24 protein-coding genes and 2 pseudogenes are annotated in these 22,522 nt (G+C 31.8%); 14 read left to right on the forward strand and 12 right to left on the reverse strand.

The window, feature by feature from the left end:
- Positions 1 to 18 precede the first annotated feature (18 nt).
- Genes G9F72_RS11855 through G9F72_RS11875 form a run of 5 tightly spaced genes read left to right on the forward strand, consistent with a single transcriptional unit; the run spans position 19 to position 6,706 of the window.
- Positions 19 to 1,761: an NAD(P)/FAD-dependent oxidoreductase gene (locus G9F72_RS11855; RefSeq protein ID WP_164957493.1), complete on the forward strand. Its 1,743-nt coding sequence runs from the start codon at positions 19 to 21 to the stop codon at positions 1,759 to 1,761.
- Positions 1,748 to 3,004, forward strand: coding sequence for an NAD(P)/FAD-dependent oxidoreductase (locus G9F72_RS11860; protein WP_164957492.1), 1,257 nt, complete (start codon positions 1,748 to 1,750; stop codon positions 3,002 to 3,004). Before G9F72_RS11855 ends, G9F72_RS11860 begins: the two co-directional genes overlap by 14 nt.
- A 17-nt stretch (positions 3,005 to 3,021) precedes the next feature.
- On the forward strand, positions 3,022 to 3,390 hold the full coding sequence (locus G9F72_RS11865) for a DUF1667 domain-containing protein (protein WP_164957491.1): 369 nt from the start codon (positions 3,022 to 3,024) through the stop codon (positions 3,388 to 3,390).
- Between the two features lies 1 nt (position 3,391).
- The gene (locus G9F72_RS11870) at positions 3,392 to 4,954 is read left to right on the forward strand and encodes an FGGY-family carbohydrate kinase (RefSeq protein ID WP_164957490.1); all 1,563 of its coding nucleotides are present in this window, start codon (positions 3,392 to 3,394) and stop codon (positions 4,952 to 4,954) included.
- A gap of 24 nt (positions 4,955 to 4,978) precedes the next feature.
- A complete protein-coding gene (locus G9F72_RS11875) occupies positions 4,979 to 6,706 on the forward strand; it encodes an FAD-binding oxidoreductase (RefSeq protein WP_202054856.1) in 1,728 nt (575 codons plus the stop codon).
- A 76-nt stretch (positions 6,707 to 6,782) separates the two neighbouring features.
- On the opposite strand, the gene dsdA is transcribed toward G9F72_RS11875, so the two are convergent.
- Genes dsdA through G9F72_RS27610 form a run of 4 tightly spaced genes read right to left on the reverse strand, consistent with a single transcriptional unit; the run spans position 6,783 to position 8,951 of the window.
- Complete coding sequence (dsdA, locus tag G9F72_RS11880) at positions 6,783 to 8,150, reverse strand: D-serine ammonia-lyase (protein ID WP_164957489.1); 1,368 nt, start codon at positions 8,148 to 8,150, stop codon at positions 6,783 to 6,785.
- A 36-nt stretch (positions 8,151 to 8,186) separates the two neighbouring features.
- Positions 8,187 to 8,600, reverse strand: a complete 414-nt coding sequence (locus tag G9F72_RS11885; protein WP_411955933.1) for a hypothetical protein — start codon at positions 8,598 to 8,600, stop codon at positions 8,187 to 8,189.
- Positions 8,601 to 8,658: 58 nt separating this feature from the next.
- A complete protein-coding gene (locus G9F72_RS27085) occupies positions 8,659 to 8,841 on the reverse strand; it encodes a hypothetical protein (protein WP_202054854.1) in 183 nt (60 codons plus the stop codon).
- Complete coding sequence (locus G9F72_RS27610) at positions 8,832 to 8,951, reverse strand: hypothetical protein (RefSeq protein WP_411955934.1); 120 nt, start codon at positions 8,949 to 8,951, stop codon at positions 8,832 to 8,834. Before G9F72_RS27610 ends, G9F72_RS27085 begins: the two co-directional genes overlap by 10 nt.
- A gap of 377 nt (positions 8,952 to 9,328) precedes the next feature.
- On the opposite strand from G9F72_RS27610, the gene G9F72_RS11895 reads away from it, so the two are divergent.
- The 3 genes from G9F72_RS11895 (at position 9,329) to G9F72_RS11905 (ending at position 12,939) form a co-directional block, all read left to right on the forward strand.
- Positions 9,329 to 9,883, forward strand: coding sequence for a helix-turn-helix domain-containing protein (locus G9F72_RS11895; protein ID WP_164957488.1), 555 nt, complete (start codon positions 9,329 to 9,331; stop codon positions 9,881 to 9,883).
- 330 nt (positions 9,884 to 10,213) lie between these two features.
- Positions 10,214 to 11,914, forward strand: coding sequence for a methyl-accepting chemotaxis protein (locus G9F72_RS11900; protein WP_164957487.1), 1,701 nt, complete (start codon positions 10,214 to 10,216; stop codon positions 11,912 to 11,914).
- 203 nt (positions 11,915 to 12,117) lie between these two features.
- A complete protein-coding gene (locus G9F72_RS11905) occupies positions 12,118 to 12,939 on the forward strand; it encodes a metallophosphoesterase (RefSeq protein ID WP_164957486.1) in 822 nt (273 codons plus the stop codon).
- 86 nt (positions 12,940 to 13,025) lie between these two features.
- Here G9F72_RS11905 and corA read toward each other — a convergent pair whose 3' ends face one another.
- The 3 genes from corA to G9F72_RS11920 all read right to left on the reverse strand — a co-directional run bounded on the left by corA (position 13,026) and on the right by G9F72_RS11920 (position 14,871).
- A complete protein-coding gene (corA, locus tag G9F72_RS11910) occupies positions 13,026 to 13,979 on the reverse strand; it encodes a magnesium/cobalt transporter CorA (RefSeq protein ID WP_164957485.1) in 954 nt (317 codons plus the stop codon).
- 170 nt (positions 13,980 to 14,149) lie between these two features.
- On the reverse strand, positions 14,150 to 14,530 hold the full coding sequence (locus tag G9F72_RS11915) for an MATE family efflux transporter (RefSeq protein WP_224676098.1): 381 nt from the start codon (positions 14,528 to 14,530) through the stop codon (positions 14,150 to 14,152).
- A complete protein-coding gene (locus G9F72_RS11920; RefSeq protein ID WP_224676099.1) occupies positions 14,527 to 14,871 on the reverse strand; it encodes an MATE family efflux transporter in 345 nt (114 codons plus the stop codon). The genes G9F72_RS11915 and G9F72_RS11920 overlap by 4 nt, the downstream gene beginning before the upstream one ends.
- A 255-nt stretch (positions 14,872 to 15,126) precedes the next feature.
- Between G9F72_RS11920 and G9F72_RS11925 the strand changes: the two genes are divergently transcribed.
- Positions 15,127 to 15,567 (forward strand): GatB/YqeY domain-containing protein, encoded by a 441-nt coding sequence (locus G9F72_RS11925; protein ID WP_164957484.1) that lies wholly within the window; start codon positions 15,127 to 15,129, stop codon positions 15,565 to 15,567.
- A 108-nt stretch (positions 15,568 to 15,675) separates the two neighbouring features.
- On the opposite strand, the gene G9F72_RS11930 is transcribed toward G9F72_RS11925, so the two are convergent.
- A complete protein-coding gene (locus tag G9F72_RS11930; protein ID WP_224676283.1) occupies positions 15,676 to 15,948 on the reverse strand; it encodes an SHOCT domain-containing protein in 273 nt (90 codons plus the stop codon).
- A gap of 124 nt (positions 15,949 to 16,072) precedes the next feature.
- Here G9F72_RS11930 and G9F72_RS11935 point away from each other — a divergent pair.
- Positions 16,073 to 16,411 (forward strand): annotated as a pseudogene (locus G9F72_RS11935) (methyl-accepting chemotaxis protein); the annotation flags it as partial.
- A 206-nt stretch (positions 16,412 to 16,617) separates the two neighbouring features.
- Here G9F72_RS11935 and G9F72_RS11940 read toward each other — a convergent pair.
- On the reverse strand, positions 16,618 to 17,070 hold the full coding sequence (locus tag G9F72_RS11940) for a hypothetical protein (RefSeq protein ID WP_164957483.1): 453 nt from the start codon (positions 17,068 to 17,070) through the stop codon (positions 16,618 to 16,620).
- Positions 17,071 to 17,399: 329 nt separating this feature from the next.
- On the opposite strand from G9F72_RS11940, the pseudogene G9F72_RS27615 reads away from it, so the two are divergent.
- The 3 genes and pseudogenes from G9F72_RS27615 to G9F72_RS11950 all read left to right on the forward strand — a co-directional run.
- Positions 17,400 to 17,536, forward strand: a pseudogene (locus G9F72_RS27615) (aminotransferase class I/II-fold pyridoxal phosphate-dependent enzyme); the annotation flags it as partial.
- Between the two features lie 116 nt (positions 17,537 to 17,652).
- Complete coding sequence (locus tag G9F72_RS11945; RefSeq protein ID WP_164957482.1) at positions 17,653 to 18,384, forward strand: lysoplasmalogenase family protein; 732 nt, start codon at positions 17,653 to 17,655, stop codon at positions 18,382 to 18,384.
- 86 nt (positions 18,385 to 18,470) lie between these two features.
- Positions 18,471 to 18,695, forward strand: coding sequence for an alpha/beta-type small acid-soluble spore protein (locus tag G9F72_RS11950; RefSeq protein ID WP_164957481.1), 225 nt, complete (start codon positions 18,471 to 18,473; stop codon positions 18,693 to 18,695).
- A 72-nt stretch (positions 18,696 to 18,767) separates the two neighbouring features.
- Here G9F72_RS11950 and greA read toward each other — a convergent pair whose 3' ends face one another.
- Positions 18,768 to 19,232, reverse strand: a complete 465-nt coding sequence (gene greA, locus G9F72_RS11955; protein WP_164957480.1) for a transcription elongation factor GreA — start codon at positions 19,230 to 19,232, stop codon at positions 18,768 to 18,770.
- A gap of 265 nt (positions 19,233 to 19,497) precedes the next feature.
- Between greA and G9F72_RS11960 the strand changes: the two genes are divergently transcribed.
- Positions 19,498 to 20,841: an MATE family efflux transporter gene (locus tag G9F72_RS11960; protein ID WP_164957479.1), complete on the forward strand. Its 1,344-nt coding sequence runs from the start codon at positions 19,498 to 19,500 to the stop codon at positions 20,839 to 20,841.
- Positions 20,842 to 20,901: 60 nt separating this feature from the next.
- Here the strand turns inward: G9F72_RS11960 and G9F72_RS11965 are convergent, their stop codons facing one another.
- Complete coding sequence (locus G9F72_RS11965; protein ID WP_164957478.1) at positions 20,902 to 21,411, reverse strand: DUF2179 domain-containing protein; 510 nt, start codon at positions 21,409 to 21,411, stop codon at positions 20,902 to 20,904.
- A 258-nt stretch (positions 21,412 to 21,669) separates the two neighbouring features.
- On the reverse strand, positions 21,670 to 22,521 hold the full coding sequence (locus G9F72_RS11970) for a thiamine pyrophosphate-dependent enzyme (protein WP_164957477.1): 852 nt from the start codon (positions 22,519 to 22,521) through the stop codon (positions 21,670 to 21,672).
- Position 22,522: the final 1 nt, after the last annotated feature.

The following is a 22,522-nucleotide window of genomic DNA, read 5'->3' on the forward strand; positions in this document are numbered from 1 at the left end:
TGTTAAGGAGTGATTATTTTGAGTATTAGTTTGCATCGACTTGAAAATGATATAAGAAAGAAAGTATCTTTAGATGTTCACCTTCGTGAATGGCATTCTTCTATTATGCTAGAAGGTACAGTTTCAACTTGGGATGGATTAATTATTGCAGGGAAAATGTGTACAAAGCGTGGCTACAAAGGGGTAGTAAACAGAATTAGGGTTAACAATTTAGAAATTCCAGAAATGAGAAAACCGAGACTTTGTGATAATTTTCTAAATGGTAAAAAATTTGATGTACTTATAATTGGTGGGGGAATAACAGGCTCCGCCATAGCAAGAGAACTTTCTAAATGGAAGCTTACAATTTTACTTGTGGACAAGGAAGAGGATTTGGCAATGCATGCTTCTTCTAGGAATGATGGCATGATACATCCAGGTATTGAGAGTAAAATAGGGTCTAAAAGAGCTATATTTAATGTTAGAGGCAATGAAATGTATACTAGAATTTCTGAGGAATTGAATGTACCCATTATCAGATGTGGTTCTAGTATTCTATACGATAATAAATGGCTAGCAATGGCGAAACCTGTGCTAAATATACGAGCTAAAAAAATGGGGGTTATTGGGGCCAGGTTTTTATCAGCGGATGAAGTACTTAAAAGAGAACCAAATATTGCAGTGCCAATTGCTGGAGCTATTCATTTTGATACTACAGGAGTAACGTCTCCCTACAAGATGACAGTGGCCTATGCAGAAAATGCAGTGGAGAATGGTGCTGAAGTTTCACTTAATACTGTGGTACTTTCAATCAAAAAGAATAATGAAAAGATTATAGGTGTAGAAACAAATAGGGGAACTGTAATTCCAAAAGTAGTTATTAATGCTGCTGGCGTTTTTGCAGATAAAATCGCAGATATGGTAGACGATCAATTCTTTTCTATACACCCAAGAAAAGGAGAGATAATTTTTCTTGATAAAAAGAAGGGAAGACTTATTAACGGAGTTATAGCAAAACCAAGTTTAGCTTTGACGTCGGGAAATACTAAGGGTGGAGGAATAGTAAAAACAGTAGATGGAAATGTGTTAATTGGCCCAGATGCCTATGAGCAACCCTTTACTGAAGATTTTACAACTAACATGAATAATATAAATGCATTAATGAAAAAACATTTTCCTATAATAAAGGGGCTTAGTCCAGCAGATGTAATTACCTATTGCGCTGGCATAAGAGCTGCTACTTATGAAGAGGATTTTGTCATTGAAAGGTCTGAATGCGTTGGAAATCTAGTATATGCAGCGGGAATTCAATCTCCAGGTTTTGCCTCAGCACCTGCAATAGCAGAAGAAATAGAAAAGATAGCTTGCAAAGTTTTATCAGAGGTTATGGAAGTTAAGGCGAAAGAAAACTGGAAGCCTAGAAGAAAAGCTATTCCAGATTTAAGTAAAATGGATTATGAAACCAGAAGCAAAATAATCAAAGAAAATCCTTCCTACGGTGAAATTGTTTGTAGATGTGAGGGAACAAGTAAGGGTGAAATAATAGATGCAATTAACTCGCTAGTACCAGTTTATACTGTAGATGGAATTAAGAGAAGAGTAAGAGCCGGTATGGGAAGATGCCAAGGTGGTTTCTGCCTTCCAACTGTTATGAATATACTATGTGACGAGACGGGTTTACCTATGACAGCTATTACAAAGAAAGGAAATATCTCAAATATATTAGTAGAAGAAACAAAAAACAGTGCTGCATATGAGGTGAATATAAATGAAGAAATATGACGTTATAGTTTTGGGTGGTGGTCCTGCTGGTCTTTCAGCTGCCATAGCATCTTTTGATAAGGGCATGAACACTTTAATAATTGAAAGAGAGAAAAGACTAGGCGGAATTCTAAAACAGTGCATTCACGATGGCTTTGGATTAATTGAGTTTAAAGAAAAATTAACTGGTCCAGAGTATGCAGAAAAATTTATAAAAGTAGTTATGGAAAAGAATATTCCACTGCTTTTGAATACCTTTGTTATCGGGGTAGAAAAAGCAGATTCAGGTTTTCAACTTACTGCGGTAAATTCAAAAAATGGTGTGGAAAAAATATGGACTAGATCATTAATTCTAGCCAGTGGATGTAGGGAAAGAACTGCTAAACAGGTTTTTATAAATGGTACAAGGCCTGCAGGAATTTTTTCAGCAGGAACTGCTCAACATTTAGTAAATATTGAAGGGTATCTACCTTGCAAGAATTGTGTGATTTTAGGCAGTGGAGATATTGGTCTTATAATGGCAAGAAGACTTACCTTAGAAGGTGCAAAGGTATTGGGAGTTTATGAGGCGAAAAGTACTCCGTCTGGGCTGTCCAGAAATATTGCTCAATGCTTAAATGACTTTAATATACCCCTCCATATATCAACTACTATAACAAGGGTAATTGGAGATGACAGGGTAAAAGCAGTGGAAATAGCTCGGGTAGATGATAAAATGAAGCCTATTAAAGGCACAGAAAAAATCATACAATGTGATGGAGTAATACTTTCAGTGGGCTTAATACCTGAAAATGAAATAGCAGAAATGCTAGGAGTTAATTTCGATAATGCTACCAAAGGTCCTGTGGTAGACCAGAATTTCATGACCACCGTGGAAGGTGTGTTTTCTTGTGGAAATGCACTGCATGTAAACGATTTAGTAGATTATGTTTCTGAAAGTGGAAAACTTGCGGGAGAAAATGCTGGTGATTATGTTGTGGGAACTCCTGCTCGAAAATTTATAGATGTAAAAATGATTGGGAGTGATTTTTTATATGTTGTGCCTCAACAAATTGATGTAAATTCTATAAATAAGGATGTAGTTTTGTATTTTAGGTCTAGGGATGTTAGAGATAATATGAAAGTTACCATTAAATCAGGAGAAAATATATTATTTTCAAAAAGATATATGAAGCTTAAACCACCAGAAATGGAAAGGGCTCATTTGCATTTAGAAGGCGATTTTGCAAGTGGCAAGGTAGAAATTTTCATGGAAGGGTTTTAAAGAGGGGGGGTATCTAGATGGAAAGCTTTACATGTATATTATGCCCTAACGGGTGTAGCGTATCAGTTGAAAAGGTGGGGCAGGAATATGAGGTAAAAGGAAATAAATGCCCTAAGGGAAGGGAATTTGCAATAAACGAAATCGTGGATCCAAGAAGAAGCGTATGTTCAACAATAAAGACCACATTTGAAAAAGTCCCAAGATTACCGGTAAGAACAAATGGAGAAGTTCCATTAGAAGCCATTTTTAATGTAATGGCTGAGATAAACTCAAAATATCTTGACATGCCAGTGCATGCGGGAGATGTGGTAATAGAAAATGTGGGTGATACAGGTGTAAATGTAATTGCAACTTCTGATTTGTACTATTTACTGGGGGAGGAATAGAATGAGTAGTAATGGGGGCTATATTTTAACTCTTGATTGTGGTACTCAAAGTGTACGAGCAATACTATTTGATGATAGTGGAAGCATAATTGGGAAAGAAAAGGTGGAATTTGAACCCTATTTTTCTAAGGAGCCGGGCTGGGCAGAACAAGATCCAGATGTATTTTGGAATAATTGTTGCATTGCCTGTAAAACCTTAAAAATCAAACAACCCAATGACTTTAAAAAAATTATTGGAGTTACAGTTACAACTCAAAGGGATACAGGAGTTATAGTTGATAGTGAAGGTAAACCACTAAGACCTGCAATAATATGGCTGGACCAAAGAATGGCAAAATGTGAAGAGCCGCTGGCATTTTATGATAATGCTCTTTTTAAGACTATTAGAATGGATAAGACAATTGAGATGACAAGAAGAAAAGCAAAGTCCAATTGGATAATAGAAAATGAGCCAGAATTATGGGAAAGAACACATAAATATCTTTTATTATCAGGCTATTTTATTTTTAAACTAACTGGTAAATTTGCAGATTCTATAGCAAGTCAGATTGGTCATATACCCTTTGATTATAAAAACCAATGTTGGCCAAAATCTAAAGTCAGTTACAGGTGGAAAATGTTCGGAATAGAAAGGGAAAAACTATATGATTTAGTCCAGCCTGGAGAAATAATTTCTGGTGTTACAGCTAATGCAGCTGTGGATACAGGAATTAAAGAAGGCACACCGGTTATAGCAGCAGGCTCAGATAAAGGCTGTGAAACACTGGGAGTAGGGTGCCTAGATCCTTCTACTGCCAGCATGAGTTTTGGAACTACTGCCACTGTTCAGATTACTTCAGATTCCTATATGGAGCCTCTTCAGTTTATGCCACCTTATCCTGCATCTAGACCAGGATATTACAATCCTGAGGTGGAAATATTTAGAGGATATTGGATGATAAGTTGGTTTAAAAAAGAGTTTTGTGCTAGAGAAGTGGTAGAGGCTAAAGAAAGGGGAATATCTCCGGAGAGTATACTTAATGAAAAATTAAACGATATTCCTCCAGGATCTCAAGGGCTTATACTTCAGCCATTTTGGGGGCCGGGGCTCAAGATGCTGGAGGCCAAGGGTTCACTTATTGGATTTGGGGATGTTCATACTAGAGCCCATATCTATAGAGCAATAATAGAAGGAATAAATTATGCCCTAATTGAAGGACTGGAAAAGATAGAGAAGAAATCTAAAGTAAAAGTAAAAACAGTAATAGTTTCTGGTGGGGGTTCCCAAAGTGATGCTATATGCCAAATAACTGCTGATATGTTTAATAGAACTGTGCTTCGCGGACAAACTTATGAAACTTCTGGACTTGGCGCAGCAATAAATGGATTTGTGGGGCTGAAAATATTTAAAAGTTATGAAGAGGCGGTAAGCAATATGGTTCATTATACTAGTACCTTTAGGCCGGATAGTGAGAATACAGAAATATACAGAAAACTATATAAAAAAGTATACTGCAAAATATATCCAAAGCTAGAAAGTTTGTTCAAGGAAATAAAAAAAATTACTAACTATCCTAATATATAAAACAGTTTAGAGGGGGAATAAATTTTGAGTAAAAAATATACAGGATTTACACCAGATTGGTATGAAGAAACGGCCCCAGAAAAATCCTACAGATCCATTTTAAGATGGGGGAATCCAAAAGAATTTAAACATCCTAACTGGAGACTTTATAAGCTTATGAAAAGCACCTTTAATATGACAGATGAGGATTTTAAACAAAAACAGAAAATGGGACTAGAAGAAGTTTCATATAATTTGCCTATTGCACTTACAAGTGCGCAAATAGATTCATTTAAGGAAATAGTAGGTGGAGAAAATGTACTGGAAGACGAGTATTCAAGACTTCAAGTGGCATATGGAAAGACAATGATTGACCTTATGAGACTAAGGGAAGGAATTGCTGAAAATGTACCAGACATAGTAATTCATCCAAGGGATAAGGAAGATATAAAAAAAATAGTTGAATACTGTAATAATGAAAAAATAAATGTGTATGTGTATGGTGGCGGATCTTCAGTAACTAGAGGAGTAGAGTGTACAAAGTCTGGAATTACCCTTGATATGAGAGTACATATGAATAAAGTAATTAAATTTAATGAAATCAATCAAACCATAACTGTAGAAGCTGGTATGTCTGGTCCTGAGTTAGAAGAGACGCTAAATAATGCAGTGCAACTATTTAATGCAAAAAGAGCATATACCTGTGGACATTTCCCTCAATCCTTTGAATTTTCTGTGGTAGGAGGATGGGTGGTTACAAGGGGAGCAGGGCAAAACTCCACGTATTTTGGAAAAATTGAAGATATGGTTATTTGTCAAGAATATATTACTCCAGCAGGAATAATTAAAACTGAGGAATATCCTGCAAACGCAACAGGTCCATCCATTGATGAAATAATGATGGGTAGTGAAGGTGCATTTGGAATTTTAGTGTCTGCAACACTTAAAATATTTAGATATATGCCTGAAAATCAAAGAAAGTTTTCTTATATGTTTAAAAACTGGCAAGATGCTATGGATGCCGCTAGAGAAATAATGCAAGGTCAATTTGGTTTTCCATCTGTGTTCAGACTTTCAGACCCAGAGGAAACAGATGTGGCTATGAAACTCTATGGAGTAGAAGGTACACCTATTGAAAAAGTTATGGAAATGAAGGGCTTTAAAAGTGGAGAAAAATGCATGTTCCTTGGCTTTACTGATGGAGAAAAAGACTTTACAAAAGTTGTTAAAAAAAGTGTTCACAAGATATGCAAAAAATATGGTGCCATGTATACTACTAAATATGTAACTGAAGGATGGGAAAAAGGAAGATTCAGAGATCCATACATGAGAGAAGACCTTCAAGACTATGGCATAATGACAGATACACTAGAATGCAGTGTGACCTGGGATACAATGAAAGAAGTCCACGCAGGGGTAAGGAAGTATTGTAAGAGTAGGCCGAATACAATATGCATGACCCATATGTCTCATGTTTACCCGCAAGGAGCAAATTTATATTTTATATTTATTGCAAAAATAAATAATATAGATGAATACCTAGATTATCAATATGGAATATTAGATAACATACAAAAATATGGAGCAGCCATGAGTCATCATCATGGTATTGGAAAGATGACTGCACCTTGGCTGGAAGATCAAATTGGAAAAAACCAAATGGAAGTTTATAGAGCGCTAAAAAATCATTTTGATCCTAACAATATAATGAATCCTGGTGGAACCATAGGACTTGATCTGCCTGATGATAAAAAGAGGGTAGTAAAGAGGTAAGTAAAAAGCCTTGCAGATCAATGCAAGGCTTTTACTACTTTTATTCTTAAATAATTGTGCAGCTTTATTGTTATTATTAATAATTTTTTAAAGCTTCGAGTCCTAATCTATAATATTCATCCATAGATTCTTTTGGTACAAGGCTGCCACCTGTAGCCCAAGCTATATGCACTGCATTTGACATTTTATCAATTAAATTATTTTTCTTAAGATATTCTAAATGAGATTCATTTTTAAATAGTTCCACAATTCCAGGAATTCCAGCGCAAGCTGAAGGCTCTAAATAAATTTTTTCAGTATCAGCTAAAGTACTTAATAGAGCATGTAATTTATCATCCTGAACTGTATAAATACCACTCAATAATTCTTCTAAAGTTTTTCCCACAAAACCAGAGGGTCTTCCAACAGCTAATCCATCAGCTGCAGTAATGTTATCAATGCCGAAGTCTTGGACACATACTTCTTCATTCTTTTCTGTCATCATGCCTAAAAGCATACATGGAGAATGGGTTGGTTCTGCAAAGAAGCAGTGGACATTGTCTTTGAATATCAATTTTAATCCAAAGGCGACCCCGCCAGGACCACCGCCAACGCCACATGGGAGATATACGAAAAGTTGGTTGTCTGGATTAATGACTATATTCATATCCTCTAATTGTTTTTTTAATCTTCCTGCAGCAACACTGTAGCCCAAGAATAAATTTTCGGAATTTTCGTCATCTACAAAGTAGCTTTTTGGATCTGCATCAGAAAGCTTTCTTCCTTCTTTAACTGCTTCACTGTAATCTGACGCATATTCAACAACAGTAACACCTTTACTTCTTAAAAGATCTTTTTTCCACTGTTTTGCATCTGAAGACATGTGAACTACTACTTTATAGCCTACTTTTGCACTCATTATACCAATACTTAATCCTAAATTCCCTGTAGAGCCTACTTGAATAGTATACTGATTGAAGAATTTTCTGTATTCATCCTGTGCTAATTTTGAATAATCATCTTCGAGTGTTATTAAGTTGTTTTCTAAAGCAAGGTCCTCAGTATGTTTTAATACTTCATATATTCCACCTCTAGCTTTAATAGAACCTGCGATGGCAAGATGACTGTCCATTTTTAAAATCAAATCACCAAGTGTTTCTTGATCAAACATTTTTGAAATAGCTCCCTGCATATTTGGAATTCTTACTATAGGAGATTCTATTATTCCATTTTTATCTTTTGTTTCTGGAAAATGAGCCATTATAAACGGTGAAAAACGATTTAATCTTTCTTCGGCATCTTTTACATCATCTTCTGTTAAATTTATCTTTTTCGCAGCTTCATCAAAAACAGTGTATTTAGGATTTACCCAAAATACCTCTTCATCATTTATCATATTATTTATTAATGGAAATCTTGAAGTCCATTCCTGTATAGTCTTACCTGCAACCAGTTTGTTTTTCATAATAATTACCTCATTTCTTTCAATTTATTTATGTTATTATAATAGAATTATTTGCAATAAAAATGCACAAGCTATCATTGCAACGACTCTTCCCATTGGAGAGACAAAGCCCAGAGCCTCCATCATTGGAGTTAACATTGTTGGAGCTGTTATCATAGCAACAGTACCTGAACCTATTGCAGTTCTAAATATTGCACCTATAATAAAAGGTGCTAAAATACCAATGTTCAAACCTGAAAAAGTAACCACTAATAAATCTTTTAATGGAGAAGCTTTTAAAAGTCCACCGAAAGCTCCACCTGCACCAACTATAAGTACAATTTGCCCAGCTATTTTTAAAGATTCACCAAATTCACCTTCAAATGTAAAAACTTCCTTATCAAGTGGTCTTAATTTCATATATGTTTTCAAAGCTAGTAACATACCTATTAATAATGATATGACAGGCATTCCTAAAAATTGAATAAAACTGATAAACATATTACCCGATATGTCTTTGAATTTAAAGTCAAAGTGCCACAGCCATAGTGGTCATACTTGTTTTTGTGTCTCTACTTAATCTTTTAGCAATTGGTGCTAAAATAACGAAGGCTGAGTCACAGAATACGGGGATTGATACAAAGAAACCTGTTATAGCAAGTCCAAGTGCAGCATACTTTTTTCCAGTAACTTTTAATATTGCTATTGCCATAGATTCAGCAGCACGCATTTTTCAAGAAGTGTGCCTGTAACAGTTCCTATGGCGATAACGATCCCAATACTTGAAACAGTATCTCCTAATCCACTACTAAACGCTTTCATGGCTACGTTTACACCCATTCTAGAAAATAATGCAAAAACAAAGGATGCAGATGCGCATAATTATATTTAACAACAAGTTGTTAAATATAAATTCAACTTGCTCAAGTATATTTAATTAGATTAAATATATTTTAATTTTGTTAAATATACTTTAGTTATATTAAAAATATTATAACAACAGGTGTAAAAAGTGTCAAGTATTTAACAAAATATAAAATGTATTTTATTTATTATGATTAATCTTAATAGTTCTATTTCTTAGATAATCTAAAATTTAAACAATTATGTAAATTTCATATGATTATTTTTTTACTTATATCAGGTATAAGTATATGATATAATAAATTGTAAACTTAGTTAAGAAAAGGGGATTTAATATGGAAGATACTAATGTTGGACAAAAAATTGCTGAATATCGAAAAAGTAAAAGTTTAAATATAAGAGAATTAGGGAAATTAGCAAAGGTAACGCCTTCAATGATAAGTCAGATTGAAAGGGGATTAGCTAATCCTTCTATAAATACACTTAAGCTTATAGCAAAAGCTCTTGAGGTACCACTATTTACTTTTTTCATTGATTCAGTGAGTACTTATGATCGAGTTGTGAGAGCCGATAAGCGAAAAAAGATAATTTTTCCGGATAGTAGAAATTTTGGGTATGAATTGTTATCACCAGATTTGAATGGATCTATTGAACTAGCTTTAATGACATTAACGCCTAATTCCTGCTCTTCAGAGGAAGTAATGTCTCATAAGGGAGAGGAAGCCGCATTAGTAATTAAGGGGAAAATAAAATTATCCTTAGGTGATGATGAAATTATATTATATACTGGGGATAGTGTAAGAATACAACCGCACGACAGACATAAATGGGAAAATATATTTGATAGCGATGCAGAAGTTGTATTTGCTATTACTCCTCCTAGTTTTTAATTAATATATATTATTTATATCAGTATTTTGTTATCCACAATGAATTACTCTAATTCAACTAAATTAAAGCAGCAGAACCCCCCCTTATTAATTAATTAGTATGGGGGTTATTTTTGTGCTTTAATTAACTTATATTTTATCATATTATACATAAATTTGAAGGGTATTTGCAATGTCTATAGAATAGTAAACTTAGACAAGTAAAATTCAGGAGATGAAAACTTTAGTAAGGACATAAATAAAATTGTTAATAGAACATTTTATAATATAGTATAAAATATAATGAGAGATTGCAAAAGCACAATATCCAACAAAGGAGGACATTGAATAATGAAGACAAAGTTTAACATTAAGTTAAGAGGTAAAATTTTATGTATATTTATTTCTATTTTAGTATTATTGAGTATGCTTGTCCTAGTAACTGTTTATAAGGAATTGAAATCTCTAGCATTTAAAGATATTGAGACTCAATTGGATTCTGCCAGTAATGTAGGATACTCTTTATTGTCACAAAAATATCCAGGAGATTGGAAGGTGGAAGGGGATAAACTGTACAAAGGAGATAAAGTCATAAATGCGGACACGGATTTTGTAGATACAGTTAAAAAAGATACGGGGAATCTTGCCACAATATTTTTAGGAGATACAAGAATATCAACTAATGTTTTAAAAGAAGATGGGACAAGAGCCATAGGAACTAAGGTCTCTGCTATAGTAGCGACTGAAGTTTTAAATAGTGGAAAAGTTTATGTTGGTGAAGCTACAATCCTTAATAGTTTATATCAAACAAAATATGTTCCAATTAAAGACGCCAGGGATAAAGTAGTTGGAATTTGGTTTGTAGGTGTTGATAAGGCAAGTATTAATAATATTATTAACAATTTAATGTTAAAAATTGTAGCTATAAATATTGCAGTTTTGATATTATCAATTACTCTTGTAGTTATGTTTGTAAATTCATTAAAGAAAAATATAAATATAATTTCTACTTCTTTAAATTCAGTAGCAACGGGTAAGTTAGATGGTGAGTGTATAGTAAAATCTAAGGATGAATTTGGTGAAATTGCTGAGTACGTTAATTCTATGATCTTAAATCTAAAAGAAATTGTGCAAAAGTTTCAGGGCAGTTCCAAAATGGTAGACTCTTCTTCTTCTAATTTATTGGGCATTTCTAATGAGATGAGCTCTGTGGCAGAAAATATAGCAAATTCAATTCAAGAGGTTGCTAGTGGAACAGGTACGCAGGCTAGTGATATGATGAACATTACTTCCTTGTTAAATAGTTTTGGAAGTGAAATAGACTTAATTGCTCAGAAAATTAGCAATGTAAATGATTCTTCTGGCTGCATAAATACTATGGCAAGTGAAAGCAATGAAGGAATGGAGTCTTTAGTAAGTTCAATTAAAAATATTAAGGCTGCTTTTGATGACTTTACTACTAGGTTTAATGTTTTAGGTGTTAATTTAAACAAGATTAACGAGATAACCGCTTATATAAAGTCTATCTCAGATCAAACAAATTTATTGGCATTGAATGCTGCTATCGAAGCTGCTAGAGCTGGCGAGGCTGGAAGAGGCTTTTCTATTGTAGCTGATGAAATTAGAAAATTAGCAGAACAATCCAAGGATTCATCTCAGAGTATAAATGAACTTATTAATACTATTTCTATTGAAAATAAGATTATTATTAGCTCTACAGATTTAATGAAATCAGAAATAAATAATCAAGTCACAGTTATTAACTGCGCAACTGATTCTTTTAGAGGAATATTAGGGTCAGTGTGTGATGTAATTCCTAAAATTGTGGCAGTCAATGACTCCATTTTAATTATAAATAAAAACAAAAATATTATAATTGATAAAATACAATCAAGTTCTTCAATTGCAGAAGAAATATCTGCTTCTTCACAGCAAATAGCAGCAGCATCTGAGGAGTTAAATGCGTCAGCGGAAGAGGTTTCTGCTACCGCACATATATTAAATTCTATGACTAAAGAAATACTTGATATAGGTAATAAATTCAAAATATAAACTGCAAAATTATTAACTGTTACAAACCTTGGGATATTAATCGAAGGAGAGAGTACATTAAGAACATGGAAAATGGTAATACTTAATTAAGATGAGAAAAAACTAAGCAAGAGAGGTAAATACAAGAAGGTATTTATAAATGCATTTGAACTTATATAAATCTCAATAATAGAAATTTGTGGAGTTTCACAAGGGAGCAAATTATGACTAATACATTTCAAGTTTTAACATACTTATTTCTTTTTTTTACATTATGGATACTAATTGAAGCTCAGGTTTATAGAGTTCGAAGGATTAAAGTTGCGAATAGCAAGATACCTAAAGGTTTTAAAAAATTTAAAATCATTTTTATATCAGATATTCACTATGGAAAATTCTTCAGGGCGCAAAGGTTAATAAATGTAGTCAATAGAATTAATAAACTAGAGGCAGATATTATAATAATAGGTGGAGATTATTTAGATATTTCAGTAAAAAGTAAGAGGGATGTAAGTTCATATTTAGATAAAGAGTTTGATACATTAAGAAGACTTAAAGCTAAGTTAGGTATTTATACTGTTCTAGGAAATCATGATTATTATAATAGGAGAGATGCATTGCTAAATGAAATTAATTCAAGCTCCTTTAAGCTACTTAAAAATACGAAGGCATTTATTAATATTGGGAAAGATAGTATAGAACTAATAGGAGTAGATGATTTATTTGAAGGAAATCCAAAAGTTAATGTACTTAAAGAAAATAACAATAATTTTACTATCGCTATATCACATAATCCGGATTTTTTCGGTAATTATAAAAACCTAATTAATTATGACTTAGGGCTAGCAGGACATACTCATGGAGGTCAAATAAATTTTTTTGGATTATATGCTCCATACACATCTTCTAAATATGGCCAAAAGTATTTAAAAAAGATAGTTCATGAGGAAAATAGAGATATAATATTAACTCGTGGAATAGGTAATGGAATGCTACCTATAAGATTTTTTGCTATGCCAGAAATTTTAGAAATTAATTTAGAATAATGATGGAAGGATTATTATGTTATCTATAATAGTTGCGACTATTTAAAAAAGTAAAACACCATTAATTTGGTGTTTTACTTCAAATATTACAACCATTTTTTCTTTTTAAAATATAATATTTGGCAAAAAGAACTAAAAATCATTATAAATATAATAACAAAATAACTGTATTTAGCATGTAGTTCGGGCATATTTTCAAAATTCATACCATAAATACCAGTTATAATTGTGAGTGGCATCATGATTGTAGAGATTATAGTTAAAACTTTCATTACTTTGTTCATCGAATTAGATAATTGCGAGGAATAAAGCTCTAAACAAGATGTAACCATTTCATGGTCAGATTCAATTAAATCATATATGCGAAGTATATGGTCATATATATCAGAGAAATATAGTCTGTGTTTTTCAGTTATAATATCATCATGTCTCAAAAGAGTATTTAAAACTTCGCGCAAAGGAGAAACAACTCTTCTCAGCTTGATAATGCTTTTTTTTACTTTTATTATATTATTAAGAGTATTTTGAACAGGGTTGTTCATGGTTTCTTCTTCTAAAGTGTTAATTCTTTCTTCAAGTTTATCTGTTATAATAAACAATTGATCTATTGCTTCATCAAGAATATGATACAAAACAAAGTCACTTCCATTAGAAACAATATCTAACCCATTGTCTATATCATTCATAATCTTTTTCACTGATTTATTTTCGCCGTAATGTATTGTTATAATATAGCTGGAGCTAATGTACACATATATGTTGTTATAAGAAAACGTATTATTTGGATGACTATCTGATGTAGTAATAATTAAAAAATGATAATCATTATAGTCGGTTATTTTACTCCTCTTAGTCTTATGAATGCAGTCATCAATAGTAAGCTGATGAAACTTGAATTTATCTTTTAAAAACTCAAAATCACTATCAGTTGGATTATTAATGTTTAACCAAAACACTTCTTCATTATTTAATGTTTTATTAGCAAAAGGTTCCTCTATGGTGTCAAATTCATGTACCTCACTATTAATATAAGTAATCAAAAAAATCGCTCCCTTTATTGAAATATAGCAATAGGAATATTAACTCTATTATATATTTTTATTAATATAAATAGAGGATATTAAACATAACTCTATTATAACTGATTTTATTTAAACAAACAGACTTTATTATTTTACTATTGTGAACCTCCACTTTTGTCTAAATAGAGTTAAGTGTTCGCTGGCATTTTTATAACAATATTACGCTTCCATTTTCCTTTTTTAAACCTTATAAAATATAAGCTACCGCGAACAACCCAATCAATAACCATACCTAGCCATACCCCCACAAGACCAAATTTTAATACAACACCTAATAAATAACCTAAGGTAATTCTAAAAAGCCACATTCCTATAATTGTAGTTATAAGTGTATATTTAACATCTCCTGCACCTTTTAGCCCTGATGGTAGAACAAAAGCTATTGACCACAAGGGAATGCATAGTGAATTTACTATAAGAACAGTGGATGCTAAGTGAATTATTTCCTTATTATTAGTAAATAGTGATACCACATTTCCGGCAAAGGGTATAAATATTAAGGCTATCACAGTTTAAAAATGGTTGAAAGTGCAGTAATGTAGGATAGTGAATTCTGAGCCTCTTTGGCTTCGCCTCTTCCCATATATTTTCCAACAAGTGCGGTGGCTGCAATACTCAGTGAATTTCCTGGCACATTAAGCATAGTTGCAACGGAATTCATAAAGATACTAATTTTCATAGGAGTTTTTGTATCTCCAGCTCCACGGAGTAGTCTATTAGCTACTAAATCAATAGTTATTAATGGATAAGTAAGTAAAGTTATACATAGATATGTATGTGCGTTACTTATTACTTCAGGTTCAGCTGAACCAAAAAGTGTAGCAATTATAGGACCTTGAAACAAAAACATTAAAATTGTTCTGTTAATATTGGAACTGCTAAATTAAATACATCTTTCCTTATCCATTTCATTCATGTCGCCTCTTAACTAGTTTTAATCTATACATTATAACATTATAATTCTTTAAATTCAGATGTTTATGGTTTTGTTAGAAAAATAATGTCAGTTTGTCTTTTATAGCAGATTAAGGGTATAATGTATGTATATCAATATAATTTAAGATAACTTAGTGAAAAACACTAAATCAATTGGAGGTACGTACATATGTTAAAACAAACATTAAAAGAGGATATTATTAAATATATGAAAAGTAGGGATAAGGTAAGACTCACTGCTTTAAGGACTTTAATGGCTGAAGTTAAATATAAGGAAATGGATTTAAAGAAAGAACTTGAAGACACTGAATTAATTGGGATTATTGAGAAAACAATTAAACAATTAAATGAAACTCTTAGCTTTGCTAAACAAGCTAATAATGAGGAGATTATAGCTGAAACAGAAATTGCTATTGAGATGTTCACAGTTTATATGCCAAAGCAATTTACTGACGAGCAGGCAAAGGCAATTGTCATTGAAGTTATTGCAGAAAATGCATTTAAGGGAAAGGGTGACATGGGAAAGACTATGAAGGCTGTTATGCCTAAGTTAAAAGGAAAGTATGATAGCAAGAAGATAAATCCTCTTGTAAATGAATTACTGGCATAGGAGAAAATTTTGAAATAGCACTATATCTTATTAAAAAAATTATGGTGGCCAAGGGCTACCATAATTTTTATGCTACATATTAATTTACAAGACTTAGGCTTAAATAATTTATAGTGTTTTAGCATTTAGTAGTAAATCTTTTTTACGGTTATATTCTTCTTCGTTTATTTCTCCAGCTGCAAATCTGTTATTTAAGATATCTAAAGAAGTATTTCTAACTCCTGTATTTTTAAAATCACTATTGTGACCATGATTATAGACTACAAACACAATCACTCCAATTATAATTATAGGAATTATCATCATTCCAAACCAGCCTCCCATCATATTATATCCATATCCATATCCATTTCTAATCATACTATATCCATTTTCCATCATATCAATCAATCCTTTCTTTTAATTATTTCCTCTTAATATACATAGTTTACTACCCAATTGTGTTGCAATTATGAGGGTAATAATACATTATTATTTTTGAAATTTATAGGTAACTTAAATGATAAATCTATTAGCACTTAACGCAGCTATAGAAGCTGCAAGAGCGGACGAGCAAGGCAGAGGGTTCTCAGTAGTAGCTGATGAAGTTCGAAAATTAGCAGAGCAATCACAAAATTCTAATCTTCAAATTTCTAATATTTTAGGTGATATTAAAAGTAAAATAGGAGAGGTATCTACAGAAATTAATGGATTACAAGCCTCGGCTGTTAATAGTAGTGAATCTGTGAATAAAGTTATTAGTGCTTTTGAAATCATAAATTCTAATTCAAAAGAAATGGTTTCAAAGTCTTCAGAAGTAGATACTATGACTTTGAAAATTGAAAAAACTCTTCACAAGTGTTAAGTAATATTTCGAATTTATCATCAACAGCGCAAGAAACAGCTGCTTCAGTGGAGGAAATTTTAGAAGGAATCAATGAGCAAAATACGAGAATGGAGAATATTATTATAAGCTTTAAACATGTAATCATAATATTCCGCCTCCTGTTAATTTGAGTTTTAAATCTCATAAAAAATTGTATTTAAATAAATTTATTGAATTTCTATAGATTAGATTGCTCTTTTTAAGGTTGGTTGATTTTCATTTATTGGATCCAATGATACAAGAATGGGGGAGTGCATATTTGTTATTCCACTTTTAAATTTATGTAAATATAGATATTGGGAAGCATTGTACATCTTTTTTCGATGATTTATTACTTCTTCTCCAAACATGTACTTTATTTCCTTCAGAAAATGACTATTTATCTTAATTTGCTCAAAATTAAACTCAGTGATAATTTTTAAAAACCTATCTACTTCACTTTGAAAAACTTTAGCAAAAAAGGCATTTTCTTTATTGCCATCGCAAATTAATATTGGGTTTAGTGGCCCTTCATCAATAGTAGCTTTCAATTTATCAATACTTCTTTTACTCTTTCCTATAAAATAGCCATAATTAATATAGTTGGGATCCTCATCTTTTGGAAAAATTACATTATATAACAACTCTTCTTCTTTCATCTTAATACTCACCTTTCTAACAAATTATTAGATTAATATAATTAAAATTTTAAAAGATACTTATATATAAAATACTTATCTAAAAATGTATCCGTTTCGGTTATTCTAGCAGTTCATTGTAAAGTATATGTTATGAATTTGGTTGGAATCAGTTAAAATTCAAATTGAACTTTCAAGTTTTTATGATATACTAGGTGAGTTAACTTTTTGAGATAAGATAATAGATATTTTTACTATATTGGAGGGATTATTGTGGAAATGAATGAATTACCAAAGTATTTTAAAGAAATTGATAATGAACTGTGGTTTGAGGAAGTTGAAGTTGAAACTTTCGTTCTTTAATGGCAGATCTGCCATACAATACTATAGGAGTATATTCATATTCAAAAAAATTTGGAGTAACGGCTGGCGTCTTGGAACTATTTCACTTTATGAAGATAATGTATTTGATAAATTATTAAGGCAGCAAAAGATATTTGCCGTAACCACAAGAAACTTTTGTTCCAAGGACGTGGATTAGATTTAGTAGTAATGGAATGAGTATAAAACAAGTAAACAATAATTAATAAGCGGTGATTTGAAATGAAAAATAGAGATTTTAATAGTTTGATGGATAAGGTATTAGTTGGAATAATAGTCATTTTATATACTTGCTTTTTATATATGGATTTTTATAATAAAGATTTTTTTATTGCCTCTTATTATATAAAGTATATATGTATATTACTTTGTTTTGTGCTATCCATATTTGCTAATAAAAATCCACTTTCAGATATAGAGAAGCACAGAGATGTATTTCTACTTCAGTTGGCACTGTTTATAACTGCCATAGCAGATTTATGCTTAGTCATTTTTGATTTTTATATTTTAGGCGTAGTGCTCTTTTCTTTAGTTCAAATTACATACAGTGTGAGGTATGCCAGTAAAAAACCTAAAGCAACACTTATAAAATTTTTAATCATTTTTTTATGCATAGCATTCTCATATTGCACCGCTAATATATTTATTGAGGAGATCAATATTTTGTTTCCTGTTTCATTATTTTATTTTATATGCTTACTTTTCAGTGTTAGTGGGGCTATAGTAGCTTTCAAGGATAACTTATATCCTTCTCCAAGTAAATACATGATAGTCTTCGGTATGATATTTTTCCTTTTATGTGATATATGTGTAGCTTTATCTAATTTATCTGGACTTTTACCATTAATAGGACACTCCATGGGATTGGTTCAACATATATCCAGTTTGCTAATTTGGTTTTTCTACCTTCCTTCACAGTTATTATTGGCTTTAAGTGGAAATGATAAAATTTAATAGAGCTGATGAATAAAAAAGCTGTTTTAAAAAATACTAACTGTAGATATACAAGGTAGAAATAAAAATTATAGGGAGGTAGTAAAATGACTAAAAGGATACTGGTACCAGGCTCAGTGGGAAAACTTGAAAAATTTAAAATGGAAGTAGCAGAAGATATGGGACTAGGCGACATTGAAAGTAAAAATGCATACATGGGAGATGTTCCCAGTGGAGTTGTAAATAAGATAAAGAATTCAGGTAATGTTGGTGGAGAGATGGTAAGGAGAATGGTAGAAGCAGCAGAAAAAAATATGGTGGATAATAAGTAATACAACCTAATAAAATTGAAAAATATAAGCAGAGATTATTCTCTGCTTATATTTTTGCTCCGTTTTTTACTTCTAGTAAATTTTTTCTATAACGACTTCATAATTACCCTCTGGAGCTACAACAATACATGTATCTCCAAGTGATTTTTTATATATTGCCATTCCAAGTGGAGATTCAATACTTATATTCATTAATTCTGGGTCAGTCTCTACTGTAGATACCAGACATACTTTCTCAGTTTCATCTGTATCAAGAAATTTAATATCCGCCTCACCACCAAGACCTAAATGGTCATCATTACTATAGTCTTCTACCACTGTAGAGCTCCTAAGCAATTCTTGTATCTTAATCACTCTATCATTATTGGTTGCTTCATCATCTTTTGCGGCATCGTATTCTGCATTTTCACTTAAATCGCCGTGGCCTTTTGCTTCTTTAATTGCTGCTGTTATTTCTTTTCTTTTTTCCCCTGTGCGAAGTTCTAATTCTTCTTCTAATTTAGCCACTCCGCTAGGTGTTAATATTGTACTTTTCATAATTTAGTCACTCCTAACAATTTTATCCTATATAATTGATTCTCTCTATTTAAATATATTATCCATATTAAATTAACTTAAATATTGAGAAGACAATAAAGAATTATTATATCATATTTTCAGTTAAAATATTTAATGAAATATTATAATTCAATAATTTATAAATTATAAAAACATATGATATACTTGAAAGTAGATATAGTGATGGTGGATTTTTCATACCCAGACATTTTATATTTATATTTTTGATATGGAGGACATTTTTATGAATCAAACAAAAGCATTAGGAACAGAAGGTATAGGGAAATTACTTTTTAAGTTTTCGGTGCCTGCTATAACTGGAATGATTGTTAACGCACTATATAACATTGTAGATAGAATTTATATAGGCCATATTAAGGGGGTAGGCTCCTATGCTCTATCAGGACTTGCGATAACCTTTCCTATATCAGTTATTATAATGGCCTTTGGCATGCTTGTTGGAATAGGTGCTAGTGCAGTAATATCAATAAGACTAGGAGAAAAAAACAAGGAAGCAGCAGATGATATTTTGGGAAATGCAGTTATACTTATAACAATAATATCAATAGTACTTAGCGTACTTGGGATTTTGTTTTTAAATAAACTTCTAATCATATTCGGGGCAAGTGAAAATAGCATTCCTTATGCAAAAGCATATATACAAATAATACTTATGGGAGCTGTTTTTCAAAATATAGGATTTGGTATAAATAATATAATTAGAGCTGAGGGTAATCCTAAGATGGCAATGATTACAATGGTATTTGGTGCAATTATTAATATTATATTAGATCCAATATTAATATTCGGTTTTAATATGGGGATTCAAGGCGCTGCAATAGCAACCGTAATTTCTCAAGCTTTTAATACGTTATGGGTGCTTAAATATTTTACATTTAAAAATAGTGGAAGCGTACTTAAAATAGTGAAAGCCAATTTAATGCTACACTCAGATATTATAAAGGACATTTTTGCTATTGGCATGGCGCCTTTTTCTATGCAAATTGCATCAAGTCTTGTAGTTATTTTATATAATAAAGGTCTTTATTCTTATGGAGGGGATCTTGCAATAGCTGCCATGGGAATATTAAATAGTGTTTCAATGCTTATTTTCATGCCTATATTTGGTATAAGTCAAGGAATACAGCCTATAATAGGTTATAATTACGGGGCTAAATCCTATACCAGAGTTTTAAAGGTTTTAAAGTATGCAGTAATTGCAGGTACTTGCATTGCTACAATTGGATTTATCACTGTACAACTATTTGCCAGGCCTCTTATTGCTGTGTTTGTAGGTAATAATCCTGACTTAATAAATCTAGGTGCACGTGGGCTTAGAATTGATTTGATTTTTCTACCGATTTTAGGGTTTCAAATTTTAGGAGCAAGCTATTTTCAAGCAATAAATGAAGCGAAAACCTCAATGATTTTAAGTATTTTAAGACAAGTCATAGTACTAATTCCACTTATTCTTATACTTCCATTATTTTTCAAGTTGGATGGACTATGGCTTTCACAACCTGTGGCAGATTTGATTGCTACGGCATTAACAGCATTTTTTCTTTTCAAAAGCATTAAGAAGATCTAGTGTCACCCACGTGGCAAGTGGCATGTGTTTTCATCATGTCACTTGCCACATGGGTGGCACTTATTTTCTAATTCCGTAGCCCCCATAGATAGTTTTAGTATCCGACAAGGAAATTACAGCTTTAATGTTGGAACTCGTTATTAATCTTAATACTTTAGATTTTCTTTTTCTTTTTACATGTAATATGAGTATTTTCTTAGCTTCTTTTAGTCCCTCAGCATCCATAATAGTAACACCTACATTCTCTGATCTCAATATTTTAGCTAATATTAGGCCATCGTTTGCAGATACTATTGCTTGTATGGTTACTAGTCCTAGTGCTAGTTTTTCTTCTAAAATGCAACCAATATAATTTCCACAAGCAAACCCTAATGCATATGATACCATTTTGAATGGTTCTTCATTTATTCCAATAAGAACTGTGGTAATTAAATATAACCATATAATTACTTCGAAAAAGCCGATAAGAGAACCAAAAAACTTTTCACCTCTAGTTATGAGTACAGTTCTAACTGTGGCTAAGGAAACCTCAATTATTTTAGCGAAAAAAATGAGGAAATAAATAAACATATGCAGCACTCCTCTATTAAAATATTTATATCTCGTAACTGTTCTATTATATTCTATAATTTGATTCAATAAAAGGGTTTTACTAACACATATTGTCGAAATCTAATATATATTTTTCTGATAACCATAAATGTAAAAAGTACATGGTAAATAGACAAATAACAAGATACAAAGTAATCAATAATTTAGCCACTTTTCGCATCTTGCTATTTATCTAAATATATAATTTATAAATATACAATTTAAAAACATTTTTGACTAAACAAAATCCTTCATAAATTCACTAATTTTATTTAAATCTATTTCCTTATTTATTAGTGGTTCTCCATCTCTTAAAAAATCGATTTTATCATGAAAATCATGTTTGATTTCTTTATATAAAATTCCTAGTGGAATCTTATCACCCCATTCCATGGATTTTTCAATTGCCTTAAGCTTATTAGTTGGATCATAACCTTCTTCCAATTTATATATCCTTTTATTGTACCATTGGAATGTATTAACTTTATTAAAACTTACACAGGGTTGCAGAATATCTACAAGTGCGTAGCCCTTGTAATTTATTGCCTCTTCCATTATATGTTTAAGATGTTCCTTGTCTCCGCTAAAGGCCCTTGCTACGAAGCCTGCACCTAAAGAAATGGCGAGAAGCATTGGGTTCATAGGAGTATTATTTGAACCATAAGGTTGAACTTCAGTTACATGTCCAACATCAGTTGTGGGAGAGGCTTGCCCTTTTGTGAGGCCATAAATCTGATTATCATGTACAAAATGTGTTATATCTACATTTCTTCTTATATTATGAATAAAGTGATTTCCACCCTCACCATAGGAGTCTCCATCCCCAGTATCTATTATTACAGTCATATTTTTATTAACAATTTTTGCAGCAGCCGCTGGAGGTAATGATCTTCCATGAAGACCAGAAAATCCATTAGTATTTAAATATTGGGGAGTTTTAGCTGCTTGACCTATACCACCCACAATAAGTACTTCATGGGGCTTTTTACCGAGAGCGATAAGGGTTTCTTTTAATGCATCCAATATAGCGTGATCACCACAACCTGGACACCAAGCTGTTTCAAATGTTGAAATACTACAATCCTTCATT

This window comes from Clostridium estertheticum (genome assembly GCF_011065935.2).
GTDB classification, from domain to species: domain Bacteria; phylum Bacillota; class Clostridia; order Clostridiales; family Clostridiaceae; genus Clostridium_AD; species Clostridium_AD estertheticum_A.

Coding starts and splice junctions, on each gene's coding strand:
- G9F72_RS11860 (WP_164957492.1), top strand. CDS start 1,748: ATGAAGAAATATGACGTTATAGTTTTGGGTGGTGGTCCTGCTGGTCTT.
- G9F72_RS11865 (WP_164957491.1), top strand. CDS start 3,022: ATGGAAAGCTTTACATGTATATTATGCCCTAACGGGTGTAGCGTATCA.
- G9F72_RS11870 (WP_164957490.1), top strand. CDS start 3,392: ATGAGTAGTAATGGGGGCTATATTTTAACTCTTGATTGTGGTACTCAA.
- dsdA (WP_164957489.1), bottom strand. CDS start 8,150: ATGAAAAACAAACTGGTTGCAGGTAAGACTATACAGGAATGGACTTCA.
- G9F72_RS11885 (WP_411955933.1), bottom strand. CDS start 8,600: ATGCCTGTCATATCATTATTAATAGGTATGTTACTAGCTTTGAAAACA.
- G9F72_RS27085 (WP_202054854.1), bottom strand. CDS start 8,841: ATGGCAATAGCAATATTAAAAGTTACTGGAAAAAAGTATGCTGCACTT.
- G9F72_RS27610 (WP_411955934.1), bottom strand. CDS start 8,951: ATGAAAGCGTTTAGTAGTGGATTAGGAGATACTGTTTCAAGTATTGGG.
- G9F72_RS11895 (WP_164957488.1), top strand. CDS start 9,329: ATGGAAGATACTAATGTTGGACAAAAAATTGCTGAATATCGAAAAAGT.
- G9F72_RS11900 (WP_164957487.1), top strand. CDS start 10,214: ATGAAGACAAAGTTTAACATTAAGTTAAGAGGTAAAATTTTATGTATA.
- G9F72_RS11905 (WP_164957486.1), top strand. CDS start 12,118: ATGACTAATACATTTCAAGTTTTAACATACTTATTTCTTTTTTTTACA.
- G9F72_RS11920 (WP_224676099.1), bottom strand. CDS start 14,871: ATGTTTTTGTTTCAAGGTCCTATAATTGCTACACTTTTTGGTTCAGCT.
- G9F72_RS11925 (WP_164957484.1), top strand. CDS start 15,127: ATGTTAAAACAAACATTAAAAGAGGATATTATTAAATATATGAAAAGT.
- G9F72_RS11930 (WP_224676283.1), bottom strand. CDS start 15,948: ATGATGGAAAATGGATATAGTATGATTAGAAATGGATATGGATATGGA.
- G9F72_RS11940 (WP_164957483.1), bottom strand. CDS start 17,070: ATGAAAGAAGAAGAGTTGTTATATAATGTAATTTTTCCAAAAGATGAG.
- G9F72_RS11945 (WP_164957482.1), top strand. CDS start 17,653: ATGAAAAATAGAGATTTTAATAGTTTGATGGATAAGGTATTAGTTGGA.
- G9F72_RS11950 (WP_164957481.1), top strand. CDS start 18,471: ATGACTAAAAGGATACTGGTACCAGGCTCAGTGGGAAAACTTGAAAAA.
- greA (WP_164957480.1), bottom strand. CDS start 19,232: ATGAAAAGTACAATATTAACACCTAGCGGAGTGGCTAAATTAGAAGAA.
- G9F72_RS11960 (WP_164957479.1), top strand. CDS start 19,498: ATGAATCAAACAAAAGCATTAGGAACAGAAGGTATAGGGAAATTACTT.
- G9F72_RS11965 (WP_164957478.1), bottom strand. CDS start 21,411: ATGTTTATTTATTTCCTCATTTTTTTCGCTAAAATAATTGAGGTTTCC.
- G9F72_RS11970 (WP_164957477.1), bottom strand. CDS start 22,521: ATGAAGGATTGTAGTATTTCAACATTTGAAACAGCTTGGTGTCCAGGT.